We start from the raw sequence: 19,508 nt of genomic DNA on the forward strand, positions 1-19,508 counted from the left end.
TGTGTCCTTCTGTCCGGCCCGTTCTTTGGGGGTTTCCCGGTGGTCTTCGTTTTTCCGTGGCGGGGCGGTCTGTCAAGGGTTGAGCGCAGCGAAATCGCGGAGCGACGCGACCGCAGGGAGCGCTCTTGACAGGCCGTCCCGCCACGGAAGGACGATGGGACTGCCGGGGAATCCCCAAACCCTCTCCGATGCGGCCCGCCCGGACCCCGCCGCCCCCCGACCCCGGGCGCGCGACGAGGGGGTGGGTGGGCAGCCGCCGGGCCGGAGGCAGGGGCCCGAGGGGGTGGAAGCGCCGGGTGCGCGGGAGCCCGTACCGCCGCCGCGTCACAGCTGCGCTGCAACCCCCGGGGCCCCGGGACCGCACCTCGCCCGGCACTCGTAGAATCGCCGGGTGGATACGACCCTGGACGACCCCCTCGTCGGGCGCGTGCTCGACGGCCGCTACCGCATCGACGCCCGTATCGCGGTCGGCGGGATGGCCACGGTCTACCGGGCCGTCGACACCCGCCTCGACCGTGTGCTCGCGCTCAAGGTGATGCACCCGGCGCTCGCCGCCGACGGCGCCTTCGTCGAGCGGTTCATCCGCGAGGCCAAGTCCGTGGCCCGGCTCGCGCACCCCAATGTCGTCGGCGTCTTCGACCAGGGCACGGACGGCCCCTTCGTCTTCCTCGCCATGGAGTACGTCTCCGGCTGCACCCTGCGCGACGTGCTCCGCGAGCGCGGCGCCCTGCGGCCGCGGGCCGCGCTCGACATCCTGGAGCCGATGCTCGCCGCGCTCGGCGCCGCGCACCGTGCCGGGTTCGTGCACCGGGACATGAAGCCCGAGAACGTACTGATCGGCGACGACGGCCGGGTGAAGGTCGCCGACTTCGGCCTCGTGCGCAGTGTCGACTCCGTCACGGACACCACCGGCTCCGTCCTCGGCACGGTCTCCTACCTCGCCCCCGAGCAGATCGAGAACGGTCTCACCGACACCCGTGTCGATGTCTACGCCTGTGGTGTGGTGCTGTACGAGATGCTCACCGGCTCCAAGCCGCACACCGGCGGCACGCCCGCCCAGGTGATCTACCGGCACCTCAACGAGGACGTGCCGCCTCCGTCGGCCGCCGTCCCCGGGCTGCCCTCCGCGCTGGACGGGCTGGTCGCCGCGGCCGCCGCCCGCAACCCGGAGCTGCGCCCGTACGACGCGGTGGCCCTGCTGGCGCTGGCCCGCGAGGCCCGCGCCGCGCTGACCGACGGCGAGCTGGACGCCGTACCGCCGCAGGCGCGCGCCGAGGAGCGGACGGCGGCCGAGGACCGCACGAGCGTGATCCCGCGCACGGCCCCCGCGGCGCCTCCGGTGGAGCACACTTCCCGGCTGGCGCACCCCGGCCCGCCCCCCGGTCCGGCGGACCGGCCGGAGCGCTCGCGCGCGGTACGCCGCCCCCGCCCCCGGCGCGGCACGTACCTGACCATCGCCGGGATCCTGCTCGCCCTGGGCCTCGGCACCGGGGTCTGGTACATAAGCTCGGGGCAGTTCACCCAGGTCCCGCACCTGCTCGGCAAGACCGAGGAGCAGGCCCGCGACCAGCTGTCGGCGGCGGGCCTCGGGGTGAAGGGGGTCGACCGGAAGTTCAGTGACACCTTCGAGCGCGGCACCGTGATGAACAGCGACCCGGAGAGCGGCAAGCGGATCCGCGGCAACGGCGCGGTGACGCTCGTCATCTCGCGCGGCCCGCAGGTCGTCCTCGTGCCCAATCTCAAGGGCAAGCCGCTGGACGCCGCCAAGGGCGAACTGACAAAGGCGGGGCTCGCGCCCGGCATCGTCACCCAGGAGTTCAGCCAGGACCTCCCCCAGGGCGCGGTGGTCAGGACCGACCCCGAGGGCGGCGCCCAGCGGGCCCCCGACGCAGCCGTGGCGCTGGTGGTCAGCAAGGGCCGCCCGGTACAGGTGCCGAGCGTGGTCGGCGCGGGCGTCGAGCAGGCCCGGGCGGGCCTGGAAGGGCTCGGCCTGAAGGTCGAGGTCGCGCCCGAGCAGGTCAATTCGGCGAGCCCGGCGGGCTCGGTCGCCAATCAGTCGCTGAGCGCGGGCGCCCAGGCGGCGGCGGGTGACACGGTGACGCTGACGGTCTCCAAGGGGCCGCGCCAGATCCCGGTGCCGAACGTCGCGGGCCAGGACGTGGACGCCGCGAAGCGGGCGCTGGAGGGCGCGGGCTTCAAGGTGAAGGTGGAACGGCCGTTCCTCTCCTTCAGCAACACCGTCGACACCCAGTCGGTGCCGGCCGGCCAGAGCGCCCCGGAGGGCAGCACGATCACCCTCAAGACCAGGGGGCTGTGATGCAAGCGGCTGTGAAGCGCAATCCGGTGGGCGGTCCCGTGGGCAATCCGGTGCGCAATCCGGTGGGCGGGCACGTGCCCGTCGCGGGCGGGCTCGCCTCGGTGGGGCTGACGTACGCCCGGGAGATGGGCGCCGAGGCCGTACAGGTCTTCGTCGCCAATCCGCGCGGCTGGGCGACCCCGGTGGGCAACCCGGCGCAGGACGAGCTGTTCCGCGAGCAGTGCGCGCAGGAGTCGATTCCGGTCTACGTGCACGCCCCGTACTTGATCAACTTCGGCTCGCACACCGAGGCGACGGTGGAGAAGTCGGTGGAGTCACTGCGCCACTCGCTGCGCCGGGGCCGTGAGATCGGCGCGCGCGGGGTGGTCGTCCACACCGGTTCGGCGACCGGCGGCCGCCCGCGCGAGCTGGCGTACGCGCAGGTCAGGGAGCACATGCTGCCGCTGCTGGATGAACTGACGCATGACGACGACCCGTTCCTGCTGCTGGAGTCGACGGCCGGGCAGGGCTTCTCGCTGTGCTCGCGGACCTGGGACTTCGGCCCCTACTTCGAGGCCCTCGACTCCCATCCCAAGCTCGGGATCTGCCTCGACACCTGCCACATCTTCGCGGCGGGGCACGATCTGGCGGAGCCGGGCGGGACGAAGCAGACGCTGGACCTGCTGGTGGACACGGTGGGCGAGGGACGCCTCAAGCTGGTCCACGCGAACGACTCCAAGGAGGGCGTGGGCGCCCACAAGGACCGGCACGCCAACATCGGGCAGGGCCACATCGGGCGCGACGCCTTCGCCGAGCTGTTCTCGCACCCGGCGATGGACGGCGTACCGCTGATCATCGAGACGCCGGGCGGCAAGGAGGGGCACGCGGCGGACGTGGCCCTGCTCAAGGAGCTGCGCGAACTGCACTGACCGGCGGCGAAAAGGGGGCCGCGACGGGTCAGAGTTCCGGGCCGTCGCCCGGTTCCTCCTGGTAGGAGTAGCGCTGTTCGCGCCAGGGGTCGCCGATGTTGTGGTAGCCGCGCTCTTCCCAGAACCCGCGCCGGTCGGCGGTCATGTACTCGATGCCGCGGACCCACTTGGGGCCCTTCCAGGCGTACAGGTGCGGGACCACCAGCCGCAGCGGGAAGCCGTGTTCGGCGGTCAGGGGTTCACCGCCCTGGTGGGTGGCGAAGACGGCCCGTTCCGAGGCGAAGTCGGCGAGCCGCAGGTTCGAGCTGAAGCCGTACTCGGCCCAGACCATGACGTGGGTGACCGTCGGCGCGGGCGGGGCCAGCTCCAGCAGGCCGCGGGTGAGGACACCACCCCATTCGGCCCCCGCCATGCTGAATTTCGTCACGCAGTGCAGGTCCGCGGTCACGGTGGAGAACGGCAGCGCCGAGAACTCCTCGTGGTTCCAGCAGTGCTTGTCACCGTCGGCGGTGGCGCCGAAGACCCTGAACTCCCAGCGGTCCGGCTTGAACTTGGGCACGGGACCGTAGTGGGTGACCGGCCAGCCCCGCTGCAAGCGCTGTCCCGGAGGAAGCTCCGGCTGCGCTGCTTCCGCAGTTTCGCGGCTTTCCGGCTGACCCATGACTCCATGGTGACAGACGGACCGGGGTGGTCATGACCAGGCCCGGGGCCGATTCGGGCAAGTCCGGGTAACTCCCACTAAGGAGGCACTTACTGGACGCCTCTGAGCGGCGGTGCAAGGATGCGCGCACCTGCCCCGTCACACCACTTGGAAGGAGCCCGCTGCCATGCAGGGCGACCCCGAGGTTCTTGAATTTCTCAACGAGCAGCTGACCGGCGAACTGACCGCGATCAACCAGTACTGGCTGCACTACCGCATCCAGGACAACAAGGGCTGGACCAAGCTCGCCAAGTACACCCGTGCCGAGTCCATCGACGAGATGAAGCACGCGGACAAGATCACCGAGCGCATCCTGATGCTCGACGGTCTGCCGAACTACCAGCGACTCTTCCACGTCCGGGTCGGCCAGACCCTGACGGAGATGTTCCAGGCGGACCGCCAGGTCGAGGTCGAGGCGATCGACCGCCTCAAGCGCGGCATCGAGGTGATGCGCGGCAAGGGTGACGTCACCTCGGCGCGGCTGTTCGAGGAGATCCTGGAGGACGAGGAGCACCACATCGACTACCTCGACACCCAGCTGGAGATCATCAAGCAGATCGGTGAGCCGCTGTACATCGCGCAGCTGCTGGAGCAGCCGGAGAGCTAGCCCGAACGGGTGGTTGCGCGGCTTACGCGGCCGGGGCGAGCGCTTCGTCGGGGACGGCGACGGCGACGGCGAGCACCGGGTCGGCGGCCAGCACGGCGGCGGCGTCGCCCTTCTCCAGCAGCTCGCGGCGGGGGCACGCGCCCCGGCCGAGGATGCCCTGGATGGTCCGTACGCACGAGCCGCAGTCGGTGCCGGCCTTGGTGGCCGAGGCGATCTGGCGCGGCGTGCACGCTCCCGCGTCCGCGTGTGCCTTGACCTGCTTGTCCGTGATGCCGAAGCAAGAGCAGACGTACACGCGGTTCACCTCCCGGACCGGACCGCCCCCCGCTTGGTGAGGCTTACCTAACCCTACCCAAACTTAGGGTTCCCTAAAAGGCCTGGATACGACGGTGGGGCGCGGATCACATCGATCCGCGCCCCACCGTCACACGCCGTCACGCAAAGCCACTTACTGGTCGCGGTACATCTCGGCGACCAGGAACGCCAGGTCCAGCGACTGGCTGCGGTTGAGCCGCGGGTCGCAGGCCGTCTCGTAGCGCTGGTGCAGGTCGTCGACGAAGATCTCGTCGCCGCCGCCGACGCACTCGGTGACGTCGTCACCGGTCAGCTCGACGTGGATGCCGCCCGGGTGGGTGCCGAGCGCCTTGTGCACCTCGAAGAAGCCCTTGACCTCGTCGAGCACGTCGTCGAAACGCCGCGTCTTGTGGCCGGAAGCCGCCTCGAAGGTGTTGCCGTGCATCGGGTCGGTGATCCACGCGACGGTCGCGCCCGAAGCGGTGACCTTCTCGACCAGCTCGGGGAGCCTGTCGCGGACCTTGTCGGCGCCCATGCGGACGATGAAGGTCAGCCGGCCCGGCTCGCGGTCGGGGTCGAGGCGGTCGATGTACGTCAGCGCCTCGTCCACGGTGGTCGTGGGGCCGAGCTTGATGCCGAGCGGGTTGGAGATCTGCGAGCAGAACTCGATGTGCGCGTGGTCGAGCTGGCGGGTGCGCTCGCCGACCCAGACCATGTGGCCCGAGGTGTCGTAGAGCTTGCCGGTGCGCGAGTCGGTGCGGGTCAGCGCGCCTTCGTAGTCGAGGAGCAGCGCCTCGTGGGAGGCGTAGAACTCCACGGCCTTGAACTCGGCCGGGTCGGTGCCACAGGCCTTCATGAAGTTCAGCGCGTTGTCGATCTCCCGCGCGAGCTGCTCGTAGCGCTGCCCGGAGGGGGAGGCCTTCACGAAGTCCTGGTTCCAGGCGTGCACCTGGCGCAGGTCCGCGTAACCACCGGTGGTGAAGGCGCGCACCAGGTTCAGGGTCGACGCGGAGGCGTGGTACATCCGCTTCAGCCGCTCGGGGTCCGGGATCCGGGCCTCTTCGGTGAAGGCGAAGCCGTTGACCGAGTCGCCGCGGTAGGTCGGCAGGGTGATGCCGTCGCGGGTCTCGGTGTCCTTGGAGCGCGGCTTGGAGTACTGGCCCGCGATGCGGCCGATCTTCACCACGGGCACGGAGGCCGCGTAGGTCAGTACGGCGCTCATCTGGAGCAGCGTCTTCAGCTTGGCCCGGATGTGGTCGGCGGAGACACCGTCGAATGCCTCGGCGCAGTCGCCGCCCTGGAGCAGGAACGCCTCGCCCTTGGCGACGGCTCCCAGTCGGGCGCGCAGCTGGTCGCACTCGCCCGCGAAGACGAGCGGAGGATACGACTCGAGGTCCGCGACGACAGCGCGCAGAGCCTCGGCATCGGGGTACGAAGGCTGCTGCGCCGCGGGAAGGTCGCGCCAGGTCGCCTTGGCGGCGGGGGCTTGGTTTTCAGCGTTCACGGTCACCTCGTACACATTACGTCGTCACACGCCCCGTCCAGCCCGGCGATCAAATCGTGAGACAGGTGTCCGCGGCCGTGATCGCGTATGGGCTAGGGTTCCCGGCATGTACGCGCACTCGAACCAGAACTGGTGGTGGACCGCTCCGTTGGCGGCCCACTGACTCGCGTACCCACCGAACAGACGCGAAGGCCGCCCCCGGGGGCGGCCTTCGGTGTTTCCGGGCCGCTCCTCTCCACGCACCCCACTTGGAAGGACAGCCCGTCCCATGAAGCACACGAAGCACACGAAGCACACGAAGCACTCCCTGGACGTCGCCGCACTGCTCGACGACAGCGCGCCGCCCTTTGCCCTGCTGCGCCGGCGCACCCCCGGCCTGGACCACGACACCGTCGAGGTGCTGACCGGTCCGGTCCACGAGGCGCAGCGGCTGGCCGACCTGCCGCTCGGGGACCTGCCCACGCTCGCCCTGGTCCCGTTCCGGCAGATCCGCGAGCGCGGTTTCGACGTGCGCGACGACGGCACCCCGCTGAGCGTGCTGGCCGCCGAGCGGGCGTACGCCGTCCCGCTCGCCGAAGCCCTGGCGGCGCTCCCGGACCACGCGGTGCGGGTCGAGGGCGGCGGCTTCGACGTCCCCGACGAGCAGTACGCGGCGACCGTGGAGCGGGTCATCGAGGACGAGATCGGCCGCGGCGAGGGCGCGAACTTCGTCATCCGGCGCACCTACGAGGGCAGCATCCCGGGCTTCGGCCGGGCCGACGCGCTCGCCCTGTTCCGGCGGCTGCTGGTGGCCGAGCGGGGCGCGTACTGGACGTACGTCGTGCACACGGGCGAGAGGACGCTGGTCGGCGCGAGCCCCGAGGTGCACGTCCGGATGACCGGCGGCACGGTCGTGATGAACCCGATCAGCGGCACCTACCGCTATCCCGCCGGGGGCCCCACGGCCGAGTCCCTCCTCGCCTTCCTCGGCGACCGCAAGGAGACCGAGGAGCTGTCGATGGTCGTCGACGAGGAACTCAAGATGATGTGCACGGTCGCCGACCGGGGCGGGGTCGTCGTCGGACCGCGGCTGAAGGAGATGTCCCACCTCGCGCACACCGAGTACGAGCTGCGCGGACGCTCGACGCTGGACGCGCGGGAGGTGCTGCGCGAGACGATGTTCGCGGCGACCGTCACCGGCTCCCCGGTGCAGAACGCCTGCCGGGTCATCGAGCGGTACGAATCCGGTGGCCGCGGCTACTACGCGGGGGCGCTCGCCCTGCTCGGCCGGGACGCCGAGGGCGCCCAGACCCTGGACTCCCCCATCCTGATCCGCACCGCCGACATCTCCCCCGACGGGACGCTGCGCGTTCCGGTCGGCGCGACGCTGGTGCGGCACTCCGACCCGGCGGGCGAGGTCGCCGAGACGCACGCCAAGGCCGCCGGGGTGCTGGCCGCCCTGGGGGTCCGCCCGGCCGCGCCCCGGCCCGCCGCGGGGACGGCCCGGCTCGGTGACGATCCCCGGGTGCAGGCGGCCCTGGCGGACCGCCGCCGGGACCTGGCGCCGTTCTGGCTGCGGATGCAGGACCGGCCCGCCGCGGCCGAGGGGCACGCCCTGGTCATCGACGCGGAGGACACCTTCACCGCGATGCTGGCCCATGTGCTGCGGGTGTGCGGGCTGGACGTGACCGTACGCCGCTACGACGATCCGGGGCTGCGCGCGGCCGCCCTCGCGTGGACGGGCCCGGTCGTGCTGGGCCCCGGCCCGGGGAACCCGGCGGACCCCGCCGATCCCCGGATGCGGCTGCTGCGCGCGCTGGCCCGGGACCTGCTGGCCACGCACCGGGGCGGGATCCTGGGCGTCTGCCTGGGCCACGAACTGCTGGCCGCCGAGCTGGGCCTGCCGCTGGTCCGCAAGGCCGAGCCCGCGCAGGGGGCGCAGGTCCCGGTCGACCTGTTCGGGGCGCGGGAGGTCGTGGGCTTCTACAACACCTACACCGCGCGCTGCGACGACGCGGCGGCGGCCCGGCTGGCCGCGGCGGGCGTCGAGGTCTCCCGGGACCCGGCGACGTACGAGGTGCACGCGCTGCGCTCGACGGCGGGCGCGACCGGCACGACCGGCAGCACCGGCGGGTTCGCGGGGGTCCAGTTCCACCCGGAGTCGGTGCTGACCCTGCGGGGCGCGGACCTGGTCCGCGGCCTGCTGGCGAGCATGCGGCCGGTGCCGACCGGGCCCGGGCACTGACCGTACGGCCGGATCCGGCCCCCGGGGACACACCTTCCCCGGGGGCCGGCCCGGTCAGGCGGGCGGGACCAGGGTGTTCTCCGAGCGGCGGCCCGCCAGATAGTCCGTCACGTTGGAGACGGTCGTGGCGATGATCTGCTCCACCGCGTCCCGCGTGTAGTACGCCTGGTGCGAGGTCACCACCACGTGCGGGAAGGTCACCAGCCGCGCCAGCGTGTCGTCCTCGACCGCGTCCAGCGACTTGTCCAGGAAGAACACCCCGGCCTCCGCCTCGTACACGTCCAGCCCCACGCCCGAGAACCGCCCGGCCCGCAGCTCGCTGACGAGGGCGTCGGTGTCCACCAGCCCGCCCCGGCTGGTGTTCACGAGCATCGCGTCGTCCTTCATCGTCCGCAGCGCCGCCGAGTCGATGATGTGGTGCGTCGAGTCCAGCAGCGGCACGTGCAGGCTGATCAGGTCCGCCGCCGCGAACAGCTCCTCCTTCTCGACGTACTTCATGCCCAGGTCCACGCACGCCGGGTTCTGCGCGACGTCCCAGCCCAGCAGGTTCATGCCGAACCCGTGGGCGATCCGGGTGAACGCCTCGCCGATCTTCCCGGTGCCCAGCACGCCCGCCGTGCGGCCCCGCAGGTCCCGGCCCATCAGGCCGTTCAGCCGGAAGTCGAAGTCGCGGGTGCGGTTGGAGGCCCGCACGATCCGCCGGTTGACCGCCATCGCCAGGGTCCAGGCGAATTCGGCCACCGAGTACGGCGAGTAGTAGGAGACGCGGCCGACGGTGAGGCCCAGTTGGCCCGCGATCTCCAGGTCGATGTTGTTGAAGCCGGTGGAGCGCTGGGCGATCATCTTCGTCCCGCCCGCGGCCAGGGTCCGCAGCACCCGCCCGTTCAGATCGGCGTTCACGCTGGAGGACACGATCTCGTAGCCCGCCGCGATCGGCGCGGTGTCCTCGCTCAGGAAGACGTCCAGACAGCGGACCTCGTGCTGTCCCGCGAAGGCCCGCTCCAGGAGCGGCTTCTCGTCGGCCGTCACACCGAATGCCAGGATCTCCACGCCTGCTCCCGTCCGTAGACCATGGGCCATGGGCCGTATGCGCACCGTTCGTCACGATACGGCCCATGGTGGGGCCACGCCCGTCGGCTCAGCCGAAGAAGACCCCGGCCTCCGCGTACAGCGCCGGGTCCACCGTCTTCAGCTTCGCCGTGGCCTCGGCGATCGGCACCCGGACGATGTCCGTCCCCTGGAGCGCGACCATCTTCCCGAAGTCCCGCTCCCGCACCGCGTCGATCGCGTGCAGCCCGAAGCGGGTGGCGAGCCAGCGGTCGAAGGCGCTCGGCGTGCCGCCGCGCTGCACGTGGCCCAGTACCGTCGTACGGGCCTCCTTGCCGGTCCGCGCCTCGATCTCCCGCCCGAGCCACTCGCCGACGCCCGACAGCCGGACGTGTCCGAAGGAGTCCTTCGTGGCGTCCTTGAGCACCATCTCGCCGTCCTTGGGCATGGCGCCCTCGGCGATGACCACGATCGGCGCGTAGCTCGCCTTGAACCGGGAGGTCACCCACGCGCAGACCTGGTCCACGTCGAAGCGCTGCTCCGGGATGAGGATGACGTTGGCGCCGCCGGCCAGCCCCGAGTGCAGGGCGATCCAGCCCGCGTGCCGTCCCATGACCTCGACGACCAGCACCCGCATGTGCGATTCGGCGGTGGTGTGCAGCCGGTCGATGGCCTCGGTGGCGATGCCGACGGCGGTGTCGAAGCCGAAGGTGTAGTCGGTCGCCGACAGGTCGTTGTCGATGGTCTTCGGGACGCCGACGCAGGGGATGCCGAACTCCTCGTACAGCTTCGCCGCGACCCCGAGGGTGTCCTCGCCGCCGATCGCGATCAGCGCGTCGACCTCGTACTTGGCGAGGTTCTCCTTGATCCGGCGCACCCCGTGCTCCACCTTGAAGGGGTTGGTGCGCGAGGAGCCGAGGATCGTGCCGCCGCGGGGGAGGATCCCGCGGACCTCACGGATGCCGAGCGGTACGGTGTCGCCCTCGACCGCGCCGCGCCAGCCGTCCTTGAACCCGATGAAGTCGTACGCGTACTCCTGGACGCCCTTGCGCACCGCCGCGCGGATCACCGCGTTGAGCCCGGGGCAGTCGCCGCCGCCGGTCAGCACTCCGACCTTCATGGAATCTTCCCTTCGCCAAGGGGCCCGCTGAGCCCGCACGGCGGCCACGCTAGTGGTGACGCAGGTCACCCGCCCCGCGCCTGAAGGGTCAATTCCGGTGAATTCAAGGGTGGTTGCGCACTCCCGTTCACTCGTACGGGAATTCGTACGATCTACACGCGGCCGGGAGCGCGCCGGGCACGCGGCCCTAGGCGTCGTCGAGGCCGCGCTCGATCGCGTACCGGACCAGCTCCACCCGGTTGTGCAACTGGAGCTTGCCCAGGGTGTTCTGGACGTGGTTCTGCACCGTGCGGTGCGAGATGACCAGGCGTTCCGCGATCTGTTTGTACGACAGCCCCTTGGCCACCAGGCGCAGCACCTCGGTCTCCCGGTCGGTCAGCTGCGGCGCCTTCGGTTCGTGGGCGGCGGCCGGGGCGGAGTCACCGGCGAGGCGGCGGTACTCGCCGAGGACCAGACCGGCCAGGCCCGGGGTGAAGACCGGGTCGCCGACCGCGGTGCGGTGCACGGCGTCGATGAGTTCACCGGCGCCCGCGGACTTCAGCAGGTAGCCGGTGGCGCCGGACTTGACCGCCTCCAGCACGTCGGCGTGCTCCCCGCTGGCCGACAGGACCAGCACCCGCAGGGCGGGATCGGCGCCGACCAGTTCCTTGCAGACCTGCACGCCGGGCATGCCCGGCAGGTTGAGGTCGAGGACCAGGACGTGGGGCGCGGCGGCGCGGGCCCGGCGGACCGCCTCGGGGCCGTCGCCCGCCGTGGCGACCACGTCGAAGCCCGCGGCGGCGAGGTCGCGGGCGACCGCGTCCCGCCACATCGGGTGGTCGTCGACGACCATCACCTTGATGTCAGCCGCTCCAGTGCGTTCGGTGTTCATCACGAACCCGTCCTCCCCCTCGGTACTTTCAGTTCCACTTCGGTGCCCTGCCCCGGTACGGAGACCAGCTCGGCCGTGCCGCCCAGGTCCCGCAGCCGCCCCCGGATCGACTGGGCCACGCCCAGCCGGCCCTCGCCCGCGGCCTGGTCGAGCCGGCCCGCCGCGATGCCCGGCCCGTCGTCCCGGACCGTGACGATCACCTCGTCGCCCCAGTCCTCCACCAGGATCCAGGCCCGGGCCTTCTCCCCCGCGTGCTTGCGCACGTTGTCGAGGGCGGCGCCGACGGCGGCCGCCAGTTCCCGCGCGGCGGGCGCCGGGAGCGGGACCGGGGCGCCCGGTTCCGCGAAGCTCACCAGCGATCCGGCGTGCGGGGCGAGCAGGGAACGCAGGTCCAGCTCCCCGTCGTCGGCGCCGGGTTCCTCCACGTCCACGCTGTCCACGAACGCGCCCCGCGACTCGTCGCGGGAGATCCGGGAGGGCGGCACGAGACCGCTGGAGACCAGGGTGCGCAGCGCCACCTCCTGCTCGCCCGCCATCCGGCCCAGCTCGGCGGCCTCGCCGCCGACTTCCGCGCCCCGCCGCTGGACCATGGCGAGGACCTGGAGGACCCCGTCGTGGATGTCCCGGGCGAGGCGCTCGCGTTCGCGGGTCGCCGCCTCGATCTCCAGGGCGCGGGCGAGCGTCGCCTCACTGGCCCGGGCGACCTCGACGACGTACCCGATGGCGATGGAGGCGACCCACACCAGCAGCACGTTGTGGAAGGTGTCCCGGGTCGGCTCGCCGCGCTGGATCACGATGTTGGCGACGGCCACGAAGGAGGAGGCGAAACCCGCCCAGCGCCAGCCGCCCTTGATGGCGAAGGCGAGGACCGCGCCCGCGCTCCATATCGACGGGAGGGTCGGACCGCCCGCGGCGATCCGCGCCTGGGTGTCGGCGAGCGGGGTCAGCAGGATCCCGACGACCGCGACGGTGAGGTCGGCGCAGAGGAAGGGCTTCGTACAACTCGCCGCGGTCGCCACCCTGGAGAAGGTGACCAGGGTCCACAGCACGAGGAAGCCGAGGTAGCAGGCGGCCACCCACGGGCGGTCGAACTCGCGGTGCGCGAAGGCGAAGAGCAGCACCGCGTAGACGGCGGTGAGCAGCCGGTAGGCGGTCAGCGCCCGCCACAGCGGCTGCTCGACCGACATGCGTACGACGCGTTCGCGCTTCGCCATCTCCCCCACCCCCTACGGGCGGCGGCCACGCCTGATCCGCCCGCCCGCTCGTGCCCCGCCCCGCCCCGCCCGGAGCCCTACTTCGGCTCGGCGTCCGTTTCCTTGGCGTCCGCCTTGGCCTCCGCCGCGAGGTCCGCCTTGGCGGCCTTCTCGGCGTCGGCGATCTGCCGCTTGGCGGCGGTCGCGTAGATGTCGACGTACTCCTGGCCGGAGAGCTTCATGATCTCGTACATGACCTCGTCGGTCACCGAGCGCAGGATGAAGCGGTCGCCGTCCATGCCGTGGTAGCGGCTGAAGTCCAGCGGCTTGCCGATCCGGATGCCCGGGCGCATCAGCTTCGGCATGACCTTGCCGGGCGGCTGGATCTTCTCCGTGTCGATCATCGCGACGGGGATCACCGGGGCGCCGGTGGCCAGCGCGACCCGGGCCAGCCCGCCGGGCTTGCCCCGGTACAGACGGCCGTCGGGTGAACGCGTCCCCTCGGGGTAAATACCGAACAGCTCCCCGCGTTCGATGACATCGATGCCGCTCTTGATCGCGGCCTCGCCCGCGCCGCGCGCGCCGGAGCGGTCCACCGGGAGCTGGCCGACGCCCTTGAAGAAGGCGGCCGTCAGCTTGCCCTTGACGCCGGGCGAAGTGAAGTACTCCGCCTTGGCGATGAAGGTGACCTTCCGGTCCAGCACCGCGGGCAGGAAGAAGGAATCGGAGAAGGACAAATGGTTGCTCGCGAGGATCGCCGGCCCCTCGGCGGGAATGTTTTCGAGGCCCTCCACCCACGGCCTGAAGGCGAGCTTCAGGGAACCGCCGATCGAGAACTTCATTGCGCCGTAGATCAACTCGAAAGCCTTCCTTTGTCTGTCGAACAGACCTTAACCCGTGACCGGCCCCGTGACGGCCCGACGACCCTGGTCGGTGTCAGCCCGGTCGCGTACGGTGAAGTCACACAGCGCACCCGCCCCCAGAACGTGATGATCAAGGAGACTCAGGTGCCCGTCCTCCCTGGAGCCGAGCCGTTCCGCCACGAGGGCGGAGAGGTCGGTGTCCTTCTCTGCCACGGCTTCACCGGTTCCCCGCAGTCGATGCGCCCCTGGGCCGACTATCTGGCCGAGCGCGGGCTGACGGTGTCGCTGCCGCTGCTCCCCGGGCACGGGACGCGGTGGCAGGACATGCAGCTCACCGGCTGGCAGGACTGGTACGCCGAGGTCGACCGGGCGCTGCGGGAGCTGCTGGAGCGGTGCGAACAGGTCTTCGTGTTCGGGCTGTCGATGGGCGGTGCGCTCACGCTGCGCCTCGCCGCCAAGCACGGGGACGCGATCAGCGGTGTGGTCCTCGTCAACCCGGCCAACAAGGTGCACGACCCGCTGGCCTTCGCCCTGCCCGTCGCCCGGCACTTCATCCGCTCCACCCCGGGCATCGCCAGCGACATCGCCAAGGGCGGCTCGGCGGAGGTCGGGTACGACCGGGTCCCGACCCGGGCCGCGCACTCGCTGCGCCAGTTCCTGCGGATCGTGGACACCGAGCTGCCCCAGGTGACCCAGCCGCTGCTGCTCCTGCACAGCCCGCAGGACCACGTCGTCCCGCCCGTGGACTCGGCGCGGGTGCTCGCCCGGGTGTCGTCCACCGATGTCACCGAGACCCTGCTGGAACAGAGCTACCACGTCGCGACGTTGGACCATGACGCGGAGCGGATCTTCGCGGACAGCTATGCGTTCATCGGGCGGCTCGCGGAGAGCATCGGCAGGGAGGGGGCGGCCAGCGGTGGCTGAGCACGAGGAGTCGTCAGGAGGCGTACCGCCGCTGGACGAGGAAGCGGCGTGGGCGGCGATCGTCGCCGGGTACGGGCAGGAGCCGGCGGACCCGCCGGGTGCGCGGCCCTTCAGACCCATCGAGAACCTGATGCTGCCGGAGGAGGACGTCCAGCCGGAGCCGGGCGTGCCGCCGGAGAAGGCGGGGCCGGCCGGGCCGCCGGTCCTGGGCAGCTCGGTGGTCTTCGCCCCGGGCGTCGGCGTCGGCCCGCGCGACCACGCGCCGGCGGACCCGTCTTCGGACCCCGCCAACTCCGGGGACTCCTCGGACGAAGGACACTTCGTCCCGCCGGAGCCCCCGCCGCTCCCCTCCGGCGACGTCACGTCGCGCTTCGCCTGGCTGGCGGTGGTGGGCGGGCCGCTGCTGCTGCTGGTGGCGGTGCTGCTCCAGTGGGAGATGACCTGGTGGCTGACGACGCTGGGCATCGGCGGCTTCCTGGGCGGGTTCGCGACGCTGGTGGCCCGTATGACGCGTGGCGACGACGACGAAGACGACCACCCGGGCCGCGGCGCGGTCGTCTGACCCGCCCCCTTTAGCCCCCGGCGGCCCCTCAAACGCCGGGCGGGCTGAACCGGCCCGGCCCCCGGGCCGCAGCCCGGCCATCTCCTCCTGACCTCCGGCCCGGCCCCCTTCGCCTGACCCGGGCCGCGGCGCGGTCGTCCGCCCCCGCCCCCTTCGCCTCCGGCGGGCCCTCAAACGCCGGGCGGGCTGGAAGCCGCCGCGGCCCCGTCGGCGCCCGGACCTCCGGCACCCCGGCCCTGCCCCGGCGCCCGCTCAAGCGCCGCGCGGCTCGACCCTCCGGGGGCGCCTCAAACGCCGGCGAGGCTAAATCGGCCCCCACCGGCCCACCCGTACCACCCAAGGCCAGCCCCTCCAGGGGGCACTCCCAGCCCGCCCGGCGATTGAGGGCCCGCCGGAGGCACCACCGGCCCGCGGGCGCACCCCTCGCACCGGCCCCAGGGCCAGCCCCGCCGAGAGGCGCACTCTGCCCGCAGGGCCAGCCCCCTCCAGGGGGCACTCCCAGCCCGCCCGGCGATTGAGGGCCCGCCGGAGGCACCACCGGCCCGCGGCCGCACCCCTCGCACCGGCCCCAGGGCCAGCCCCGCCGAGAGGCGCACTCTGCCCGCAGGGCCAGCCCCCGCCAGGGGGCACTTCCAGCCCGCCCGGCGTTTGAGGGCCCGCCGGAGGCGCCACCGGCCCGCGGACGGACACGGCACCCCGGCTATCCCGGCTACCCCGGCCCGGCACCGTCAAGCCCGGCCCCTACGGGAGCGGAAGGCGGAGGGCGGCCAGGACCGGGTAGTGGTCGGTCGCCGCGCGGAGGTCGGCCGCGGAGACCCCCGGAAGTCCCACGGGGACCCCGCAGGCCAGCACCTCCACCCCCCGAGAAGCGAACACGGCATCGATCCGCTGCGCGGGATCCGTGTGTTCCGAGGTGTGCTCGGCCCCCCACGGCGCCACCGCCCAGCCGTCCTGCAGCTCGGCCGCAAGCCGCCGGAACGCGGGCCCCTCGGGCCGTTCGTTGATGTCACCGGCGGCCACCACGTACGGGACGTCCATCCCGGCCAGCCGTTCCAGCAGCATGCCCGCCTGCTCGTACCGCTCCGCCGCCCGCAGCGACAGGTGCGCGCTGAGCACCCCGAGCCGGACCCCGCCGATCCGGACCACCGCCGTCGCGAAGCCCCGCCGGTGCTCCCCGGGGGTCAGCGGCAGCAGCACGTCCTCGGTGCGTTCCACGAAGGCCCGCAGCGAGCACAGCAGCAGCGGCCCGGCGGCCGTCGCACCGCCGCTCAGCACCACGAGGTCCGTCTTCGACGCGAGCCGCGCCGCGTGTTTGCGCCAGCGGAAGAACCGCGGGGCTTCCTGGATGAACACCAGGTCGGGGGCGCAGGCCCGGATGACCCGGACCAGGGCTTCCTCGTCGTCGCGCAGGGAGCGCACGTTGTAGCTCAGCACCCGGATCACGGCGGAACCATCGGGCTCGGTGAGCGAGGGCGGCAGCGGTGGCAGGTCCATACGGGCCAACCTACGCAGCCGCCCGCCGCTCCCCCAAGGGGCGCGACGGGCAGGGTGCGAGAGGGCGCGGACTCAGCCCTGGCGGGCCAGGTCGGCCGCGCCGACGAGCCCGGCCTTGCCGCCGAGCTGCGCGGCGAGGACCTGCGCGTGCGGCCGCCACGCGCCGCCGATCAGCCAGCGCTTGAAGGACTTGCGGATCGGGTCGAGGACGAGGTCGCCCTCGTCGGAGACCCCGCCGCCGACGATGAACGCCGACGGGTCGAAGAGCGAGGCCAGGTCGGCCAGGCCCGCACCGGCCCAGCGGGCCAGTTCGCGGAAGGAGTCGATGGCCACCAGGTCGCCCGCGCGCGCGGCCTCGCTGATGTGCTTGCCCTCGATGCCCTCGGGGGTGCCGTCGCCGAGCGCGAGCAGGGTCACCGCGTTCTCGGGGGTGGCGTTGGCCCGCTGCCGGGCGTACCGGACGAGCGCGCGCCCGGAGGCGTACTGCTCCCAGCAGCCCTGGCTGCCGCAGCCGCACAGCAGGCCGTCGGGGACGACCCGGATGTGCCCGAATTCGGCGGCGACGCCGAAGCGTCCGCGGCGCAGCTTGTTGCCGATGATGATGCCGCCGCCGAGGCCCGTGCCGAGGGTGATGCAGATGACGTCGTCGTGGCCCTGGCCGGCGCCGAAGCGGTATTCGCCCCAGGCCGCGCAGTTGGCGTCGTTCTCGACGACGACCGGCAGCCCGATGCGCTGCTCGACCTTGTCCTTGAGCGGTTCGTGCCGCCAGTCGATGTTGGGCGCGAAGAGCACGGTCGCGCGCTTGTCGTCGACGTATCCGGCGGCGCCGATGCCGACGGCCTCGATGGTGTGGCTGCTGCCGACTTCGGACACTGCGGCGCAGATCGCGTCGGTCACGCCGTCCGCGGTCGGCGGGGTGGGCACCTTGTACGTCTCAAGGATGGTGCCCTCTTCGTCGACCACGCCGGCCGCGATCTTCGTGCCGCCGATGTCGACGCCGATGGTGAGTCCCATTAGTCCCTCGGTTTCCGGTCAAACCCCGCCGGGGCCCACGGTACCCGAGCACTGGACGGGATTCAGTCGAGATCGATGCGCTCGGCGGACCCGGGTCCGTCCTGGTCGTCCTTGCCGTCGGCCCGGGGGCCGGGCGCGGGGTGCGTGCGGGGCGAGGGCTCGTCCCGGGTCCAGCGGCGCTCGTGGCCCTCGACGGCCGAGCGGTAGGCGGCGAGCAGTTCGGAGCCGGCGGCCGCGAGGTGGTCGAAGACCTCGGGGTTGCGCTCGATCACGGGCTTGACGGCGCTCTTGGCCTGGCTGACGAACTGCCGGGCGGCGCCCTGCGCGGCCATGCCCATCAAGGGGTTGTTGAGGCCCGCGACCTTGTCGGCGACGGCCTCGAAGAGCTTGAACAGTTCCTCGGCGGGGCTCCCGGTGGCGGAGCCGTCCCCGCCCTGCGCGCGGCGGCGTTCCCGCTCGGCGGCCAGGTCCTCGGCGCACGCCCTGGCCCAGGCGTCGTCGTCTGCGGGACGGTCGGTGGCCTCGCTCATGGCGGACTCTCCTGGACAGGCTGCGGGGCGGTGGGAACACCCTCGACGTTACCCGAACGGCGGCGCCTCGTTCAGGGGGTGAGCGGCCACTGGCCGGGGTCCGGGGTGAAGCGGATGCGCAGGGTCCCCTCGTGCAGCCCCGCGCCCGAGACGGTGCACCGGCGCAGCGCCGAGGGCAGCGAAACGATCCTGCGGAACGGGCCCGCCGTCAGCAGCAGCTCGTCCCCGCGCCGGACCAGATCCAGGTCCCCCTTGGTCGCACCGGGCAGCGGCACCGCCCAGACGAGGACCCCGTCCTCGGCCAGCCGGTCCTCGATCGCCCACGCCCGGCGCGGCCCGGAGGGTACGTCCGCCAGCTCACCCTGCGCGTCCAGCGCGGCCAGGTCCCGCGGGCCGCGCGGGTCCGCGCCCAGGTGGTCCAGGCCGGGCCGGGCGACATCGGGGTGGGCCCCGGCCCAGGTGGTGACGTACTTGTCCTGCTGCGCGGCCAGCCCGGCGAGCCAGGGGTCCGCGGCGTCGCGGGGGACGAGCCGGTTGGCCACGACCGACCCGACGGGCAGCTCGTGCAGGGCCAGGCCGAGCATCCCGAGCCGCAGCACGCCGTCGGCGCCCGGTCCCGGCTCGGCGACCATCCGTACGGAGGTGGTGTCCGCCTCCACCACGGCCTGCACCCCGGCCAGCTCCTCGTCCCAGCGCGCGGCGGCCTCGTACAGCCACTGCGCGGGCATCGGTACGCCCGCCAGCTGGGCCAGTACGGGCCGCAGCGCGCGGGCGGCCTGCCGCTGGGCGGGCAGCAGCCGGGCGAGGTAGCGGCGCAGCTGGGCCGGGAGCGCGAGGGTGGCGATGGCCTGGTGGACGGGCGGCATGTCGACGACGACCAGGTCGAAGGCGCCGGCCCGGGCCGCCCCGGCCGCCCGGCGCAGGGCGCGCAGCAGGGCGAACTGTTCGGCGCCCGGGAGTTCGGTGAGTTCCTCGGCGCCCAGGGGCCGCGCGCCGAGCATCCCGAGGACGGTGGAGCCGCGCTCCTGGAGGGTGACCAGTTCGGCGCGGAACTCGTCCGCGGAGTCGATCCGGGCGGCCCACAGCCCGTCGGCCGCGACCGGTACGGCGGTGAGCCCGGGCGCCACCTCGGCGGCTTCGCCGAGGGCCGGGCCCAGGAGCGTGCCCAGCGGGTCGCCGGGATCGCCGGAGAGGACCAGCACCCGCCGCCCGCGCCGGGCCGCCGCGAGGGCGGTGGCGGCGGCGACGGTGGTCCGTCCCGCGCCGCCGGGGCCGGTGATCAGCAAGGTGTGCACGTGCGACGGCTCCGGGTCGGGTACGACGGGTACGGCGGGGC

At 72.7% G+C, this 19,508-nt stretch carries 18 protein-coding genes; 6 read left to right on the forward strand and 12 right to left on the reverse strand.

Going from position 1 to position 19,508, the window contains the following annotated elements; translation table 11 throughout:
* Positions 1–391: 391 nt before the first annotated feature.
* Together pknB and OHS33_RS09835 are read left to right on the forward strand one after the other, a co-directional pair.
* On the forward strand, positions 392–2,317 hold the full coding sequence (pknB, locus tag OHS33_RS09830) for a Stk1 family PASTA domain-containing Ser/Thr kinase (protein ID WP_330329999.1): 1,926 nt from the start codon (positions 392–394) through the stop codon (positions 2,315–2,317).
* Positions 2,317–3,225, forward strand: coding sequence for a deoxyribonuclease IV (locus tag OHS33_RS09835; RefSeq protein ID WP_330330000.1), 909 nt, complete (start codon positions 2,317–2,319; stop codon positions 3,223–3,225). The genes pknB and OHS33_RS09835 overlap by 1 nt, the downstream gene beginning before the upstream one ends.
* A gap of 28 nt (positions 3,226–3,253) precedes the next feature.
* On the opposite strand, the gene OHS33_RS09840 is transcribed toward OHS33_RS09835, so the two are convergent.
* Entirely contained in the window at positions 3,254–3,886 is a 633-nt protein-coding gene (locus OHS33_RS09840) for a sulfite oxidase-like oxidoreductase (protein WP_330330001.1), read from the reverse strand.
* 166 nt (positions 3,887–4,052) lie between these two features.
* On the opposite strand from OHS33_RS09840, the gene bfr reads away from it, so the two are divergent.
* On the forward strand, positions 4,053–4,532 hold the full coding sequence (gene bfr / locus OHS33_RS09845; protein WP_330330002.1) for a bacterioferritin: 480 nt from the start codon (positions 4,053–4,055) through the stop codon (positions 4,530–4,532).
* Between the two features lie 22 nt (positions 4,533–4,554).
* Here bfr and OHS33_RS09850 read toward each other — a convergent pair whose 3' ends face one another.
* Together OHS33_RS09850 and OHS33_RS09855 are read right to left on the reverse strand one after the other, a co-directional pair.
* Positions 4,555–4,827, reverse strand: coding sequence for a (2Fe-2S)-binding protein (locus tag OHS33_RS09850; RefSeq protein ID WP_330330003.1), 273 nt, complete (start codon positions 4,825–4,827; stop codon positions 4,555–4,557).
* 153 nt (positions 4,828–4,980) lie between these two features.
* Entirely contained in the window at positions 4,981–6,336 is a 1,356-nt protein-coding gene (locus OHS33_RS09855) for a class II 3-deoxy-7-phosphoheptulonate synthase (RefSeq protein ID WP_330330004.1), read from the reverse strand.
* A gap of 262 nt (positions 6,337–6,598) precedes the next feature.
* Between OHS33_RS09855 and OHS33_RS09860 the strand changes: the two genes are divergently transcribed.
* Complete coding sequence (locus tag OHS33_RS09860; RefSeq protein WP_330330005.1) at positions 6,599–8,554, forward strand: chorismate-binding protein; 1,956 nt, start codon at positions 6,599–6,601, stop codon at positions 8,552–8,554.
* Between the two features lie 54 nt (positions 8,555–8,608).
* Here OHS33_RS09860 and OHS33_RS09865 read toward each other — a convergent pair whose 3' ends face one another.
* From OHS33_RS09865 to OHS33_RS09885, 5 genes are all read right to left on the reverse strand, one after another.
* Complete coding sequence (locus tag OHS33_RS09865; protein WP_330330006.1) at positions 8,609–9,604, reverse strand: 2-hydroxyacid dehydrogenase; 996 nt, start codon at positions 9,602–9,604, stop codon at positions 8,609–8,611.
* 88 nt (positions 9,605–9,692) lie between these two features.
* Entirely contained in the window at positions 9,693–10,721 is a 1,029-nt protein-coding gene (locus OHS33_RS09870; protein ID WP_330330007.1) for a 6-phosphofructokinase, read from the reverse strand.
* Between the two features lie 187 nt (positions 10,722–10,908).
* A complete protein-coding gene (locus OHS33_RS09875; protein WP_330330008.1) occupies positions 10,909–11,592 on the reverse strand; it encodes a response regulator transcription factor in 684 nt (227 codons plus the stop codon).
* Positions 11,592–12,806 carry a MacS family sensor histidine kinase gene (macS, locus tag OHS33_RS09880; RefSeq protein WP_330330009.1) on the reverse strand — a complete coding sequence of 405 codons (1,215 nt, stop codon included), beginning with the start codon at positions 12,804–12,806 and terminating at the stop codon, positions 11,592–11,594. The genes OHS33_RS09875 and macS overlap by 1 nt, the downstream gene beginning before the upstream one ends.
* Before the next feature lie 77 nt (positions 12,807–12,883).
* Positions 12,884–13,627 carry a lysophospholipid acyltransferase family protein gene (locus OHS33_RS09885; RefSeq protein WP_330334981.1) on the reverse strand — a complete coding sequence of 248 codons (744 nt, stop codon included), beginning with the start codon at positions 13,625–13,627 and terminating at the stop codon, positions 12,884–12,886.
* Positions 13,628–13,792: 165 nt separating this feature from the next.
* Here OHS33_RS09885 and OHS33_RS09890 point away from each other — a divergent pair, with 165 nt between their 5' ends.
* Both OHS33_RS09890 and OHS33_RS09895 read left to right on the forward strand, forming a co-directional pair.
* Complete coding sequence (locus tag OHS33_RS09890) at positions 13,793–14,572, forward strand: alpha/beta hydrolase (RefSeq protein WP_330330010.1); 780 nt, start codon at positions 13,793–13,795, stop codon at positions 14,570–14,572.
* Positions 14,565–15,134, forward strand: coding sequence for a hypothetical protein (locus tag OHS33_RS09895; protein WP_330330011.1), 570 nt, complete (start codon positions 14,565–14,567; stop codon positions 15,132–15,134). Before OHS33_RS09890 ends, OHS33_RS09895 begins: the two co-directional genes overlap by 8 nt.
* A gap of 741 nt (positions 15,135–15,875) precedes the next feature.
* On the opposite strand, the gene OHS33_RS09900 is transcribed toward OHS33_RS09895, so the two are convergent.
* The 4 genes from OHS33_RS09900 to OHS33_RS09915 form a co-directional block, all read right to left on the reverse strand.
* Entirely contained in the window at positions 15,876–16,628 is a 753-nt protein-coding gene (locus OHS33_RS09900; RefSeq protein WP_330330012.1) for an endonuclease/exonuclease/phosphatase family protein, read from the reverse strand.
* Between the two features lie 72 nt (positions 16,629–16,700).
* Complete coding sequence (locus OHS33_RS09905) at positions 16,701–17,642, reverse strand: ROK family glucokinase (protein ID WP_330330013.1); 942 nt, start codon at positions 17,640–17,642, stop codon at positions 16,701–16,703.
* A 62-nt stretch (positions 17,643–17,704) separates the two neighbouring features.
* On the reverse strand, positions 17,705–18,172 hold the full coding sequence (locus tag OHS33_RS09910; RefSeq protein ID WP_330330014.1) for a DUF5304 domain-containing protein: 468 nt from the start codon (positions 18,170–18,172) through the stop codon (positions 17,705–17,707).
* Positions 18,173–18,243: 71 nt separating this feature from the next.
* On the reverse strand, positions 18,244–19,467 hold the full coding sequence (locus OHS33_RS09915) for an ArsA family ATPase (RefSeq protein WP_330330015.1): 1,224 nt from the start codon (positions 19,465–19,467) through the stop codon (positions 18,244–18,246).
* Positions 19,468–19,508 lie beyond the last annotated feature (41 nt).

The organism is Streptomyces sp. NBC_00536 (genome assembly GCF_036346295.1).
Taxonomy (GTDB): Bacteria; Actinomycetota; Actinomycetes; order Streptomycetales; family Streptomycetaceae; genus Streptomyces.